This is a genomic window from Agrobacterium sp. RC10-4-1 (assembly GCF_014138475.1).
GTDB lineage: Bacteria > Pseudomonadota > Alphaproteobacteria > Rhizobiales > Rhizobiaceae > Agrobacterium > Agrobacterium pusense.
In genome coordinates, this window is sequence record NZ_JACJIT010000023.1 from 1 (window position 1) to 4,057 (window position 4,057).

The following is a 4,057-nucleotide window of genomic DNA, read 5'->3' on the forward strand; positions in this document are numbered from 1 at the left end:
AAGCCTCGAGGCTGCAGGGCAATGGACGCTCATTCGCCAGCGCTTCTTTCGCCACAAGGTCGCAGCATTTGCTGCGGGTATTATTCTGTTGCTCTATTTCGTCGGAGCCTTTGCCGAGTTCCTGGCACCGGGTCTGCCGAACACGTCGCGCCCGCAATATACCTTTGCGCCGCCGCAAAGCATCGCTTTATTTGCGCCGGCCGCCGATGGCGGTTCCCGCTTTCTGCCACACGTCAAGGGCTACAAGATCGAGATCGAGCCGAAAGCCCTCCGCCGCAGCTTCGTTGTCGATGACACGAAAATCATTCCTATCGGATTCTTCGTCAAAGGGGCGCCTTACAAGCTGTGGGGCATCATCCCGATGGAAAGGCATCTGGTTGGGCCGCTTGACGCCCGCGACCCGCTGTATCTGTTGGGTTCGGACCGGCTCGGACGAGACCTCATGAGCCGCCTGATCTATGGAACCCGCGTCTCCATGTCCATCGGTCTTGTCGGCGTTGCCATTTCGCTGACGCTCGGCGTCGTGATGGGTGCGGTCTCCGGTTACTACGGCGGCTGGGTCGATACCCTCATCCAGCGTATCATCGAGATTGTGAGCGCCATGCCGACCATTCCGCTCTGGTTGGGGCTGGCCGCTGCCATTCCCCTAAGCTGGTCACCGCTTTCGGTTTATTTTGTCGTAACCCTGATTGTTTCCCTTCTGAGCTGGACGGGTTTGGCACGCGAGGTGCGGGGACGATTCTTCGCGCTGCGCGGCGATGACTTCGTGACGGCTGCCCGGCTGGACGGTGCAGGGGAAAGGCGGATCATATTCCGCCACATCCTTCCATCACTTACCAGCCACATTCTGGCGGTGGTGACACTTGCCATTCCGACCATGATCGTCGCTGAAACCTCGCTGTCGTTTCTCGGGGTCGGTCTGAAACCACCGGTCGTCAGCTGGGGCGTGCTGTTGCAGGATGCCCAGAACGTGCGGACAGTTGCCACGGCGCCATGGTTGCTGATCTGGCCGAGCCTTGCGGTGGTCCTGGCGGTTCTGTCTTTCAATTTCTTTGGCGATGGCCTGCGCGATGCAGCCGACCCTTACGATAGCTGAAAGGAAGTGAGATGACGAAGCACGAAACCTTGCTGGCGGTCAAAGACCTGTCCATCGATTTCCATCTCAGAACCCATGTGCTCCATGCCGTTCGCAATGTCAGTTTCAACCTTGAACGCGGAAAGACGCTTGCGCTGGTAGGGGAAAGCGGTTCAGGCAAATCAGTGACCGCCCGCGCCCTGATGCGGATCATCGACAAGCCCGGACAGATGGCAGGCGGCCAGATCGTTCTCGATGGACCCAAGGGACCAGTCGATATCGCGAAATTTGCCGCAAGCAGTCGCGAGGTTCTGGCCATTCGCGGTGGACGGATCGGCCTGATTTTTCAGGAACCGATGAGTTCGCTGTCGCCGGTCCACACCATCGGCTCACAGATCATCGAAGCCGTGCGTTTGCATCGCCGCGTGTCGAAGAGACAGGCTCGGGAGCGATGTATCGAACTGCTGCGCCAGGTGGAGATACCGCAGCCGGAAGTGATGGCCGACAGATACACCTTCGAGTTTTCCGGCGGGATGCGCCAGCGAGCGATGATTGCCATGGCGCTGGCCTGCGACCCGGAAGTTCTGATCGCCGATGAGCCGACGACGGCGCTGGATGTGACGACGCAGGCCGAAATCCTCGATCTCATCAAGCGGCTGCAGGTGGAGCGCGGCATGGCGATGCTCCTCATCACCCACGACATGGGCATCGTTGCCGAAGTAGCGGACGAGGTCGCCGTCATGCGCTTTGGAAAGATCGTCGAAAAAGGGCCGGTGGACGAGATTTTCCACGCCAGTCAGCATCCCTACACACGGCAACTTCTGGAAGCGACGGTCAAGCTCGAGAGCGGCGCAGCCACGCGCACGCTGCCGGCGTCGCTGACGGCCAACGTGGCTCCGATCCTGTCAGTGCGCAATCTTTCCAAAGTCTACGGCGCGCCGTCCGGACTGTTTTCGTATGGCGGTGGGCGCGGGCTGGTGGCGGTGGACGATGCTAGTCTTGACCTATTTGCCGGAGAAAATCTCGGCATTGTCGGCGAAAGCGGATCAGGCAAAACCACACTAGGACGAATGATACTGCGGATCGTTGAGCCGAGTTCCGGCAGAATTGCGTATCGCGGATGCCCGGATGCGGCCCCGATGGACGTCACCACGCTGAGCAAATTGGATTTGCGCCGCTACCATCAGGATGTGCGTCTTATCTTTCAGGACCCATTTGCGTCGCTCAACCCCCGTATGACGGTGAAGCAGATCATCGGAGATCCTCTGGTCATCGCCGGTGGCATGTCCGGCAAAGCGGTGGAGACCCGCGTTGGCGAACTTTTGCAGAAGGTCGGGCTCGATCCCTTGGCGATGGAAAGATACCCGCATGCCTTTTCCGGTGGCCAACGCCAGCGGATCGGGATTGCAAGGGCGCTCGCCGTCAACCCGAAGGTCATCGTCGCCGATGAGGCGACTTCGGCTCTCGACGTCTCGATACGAAGCCAGATCCTCGACCTGTTGCTCGATATTCAAAAGCAGCTCAATCTCAGCTTTATCTTCATTTCGCACGATATCTCGGTCGTGCGCTATTTCTGCGATCGCGTTGCCGTGATGCACAAAGGCAAGATTGTCGAGATCGGAGATGCGGAAACAATCTGCACCACGCCCTCGCACCCCTATACCAAGCGACTGATCTCTTCTGTTCCCAACCCCGACCCCCGCAACAAGCGCATGCTGCACCGCCTGCGCGCAGACCAAGTTTGAGGTCATTGCCGATGCCGAAATTCGCTGCCAATCTGTCCATGCTTTATACCGAACATCCGTTCATTGAACGGTTCGCCGCCGCCGCTGCCGATGGTTTTGCGGCAGTCGAATATGTCAGCCCCTACGAGGAGGCGGCAGAGACGATTGCAGCGGAGCTCAGGAGGTGCAATCTCACACAGGCTCTGTTCAACCTGCCGCCCGGCAACTGGGCCGCAGGCGAGCGCGGCATCGCCAGCCTGCCGGACAGGGTCTCCGAATTTGAGACGTCCGTTGAAACGGCGATCCGTTATGCAAAAATTCTGGGATGCCGAAAGATCAATTGTCTGGCCGGTATTCAACCGCCCGGTGTCGATCCGCAAGTTCTGGAAGACACGCTTGTCGGCAATCTCGGTCACGCTGCGCAACGTCTGGCGGATTCCGGAATTGCCCTTGTCTTCGAGCCCATCAACACTCGCGACATACCCGGATATTTCCTCACCAACACCGATCAGGCCGAGCGGATCATGGACCGGGTCGGGCATTCCAACCTGCTGATCCAATATGATTTCTACCACATGCAAATCATGCAGGGCGATCTCGTCGCGACCTTCGAGCGCCTGCAGGACAAAATCGGCCACGTTCAGATCGCTGATAATCCCGGACGTCATGAGCCGGGGACGGGCGAGATCAACCACGATTTCATCTTCAGGCGTCTGGATGAACTTGGTTACGACGGATGGGTCGGCTGCGAATATCGACCGGCGTCGACCACCAGCGCAGGTCTTGACTGGTTGAAAGCATATCAACGGGAGGATTGAGCCATGAAAATAGGATTTATCGGACTGGGGGTCATGGGCCGCCCGATGGCGCAGCATCTGATCGATGCCGGACATGAGCTTTATCTTCACAGGGTCAAACCCGTGTCGAACTCCCTCCTGAAAAGTGGTGCGAGGGCATGCGGTTCAGGTGCAGAAGTGGCGCGCAGCGCCGAGATCGTGATTTTGATGCTGCCGGACACGCCCGATGTGGAAGCGGTTTTGTTCGGTGACGATGGCGTCGCGCACGGCCTCGATGCGGGAAAGCTCGTCATCGACATGAGTTCGATTTCACCGATTGCGACGAAGGATTTTGCCGCCCGTATTGAGGCGCTGGGATGCGATTATCTCGACGCGCCGGTGTCGGGCGGTGAAGTTGGCGCCAAAGCGGCGTCGCTGACCATCATGGTCGGCGGAAAACCGGATATTTTCGAGCGCGCAAG

The 4,057-nt window shown here is 58.8% G+C and carries 4 protein-coding genes; all 4 read left to right on the top strand.

The window, feature by feature from the left end; genetic code table 11:
- On the top strand, positions 1 to 1,096 hold a 1,096-nt coding region (locus FHW77_RS26510), incomplete at its 5' end, for an ABC transporter permease (protein ID WP_182591103.1).
- Between the two features lie 11 nt (positions 1,097 to 1,107).
- Positions 1,108 to 2,820, top strand: a complete 1,713-nt coding sequence (locus tag FHW77_RS26515; RefSeq protein ID WP_112416872.1) for an ABC transporter ATP-binding protein — start codon at positions 1,108 to 1,110, stop codon at positions 2,818 to 2,820.
- A gap of 11 nt (positions 2,821 to 2,831) precedes the next feature.
- Positions 2,832 to 3,617, top strand: coding sequence for a 2-oxo-tetronate isomerase (otnI, locus tag FHW77_RS26520; protein WP_112416871.1), 786 nt, complete (start codon positions 2,832 to 2,834; stop codon positions 3,615 to 3,617).
- A 3-nt stretch (positions 3,618 to 3,620) separates the two neighbouring features.
- Positions 3,621 to 4,057: NAD(P)-dependent oxidoreductase (locus FHW77_RS26525; RefSeq protein WP_182591104.1), on the top strand; the 437-nt coding region annotated here is incomplete at its 3' end.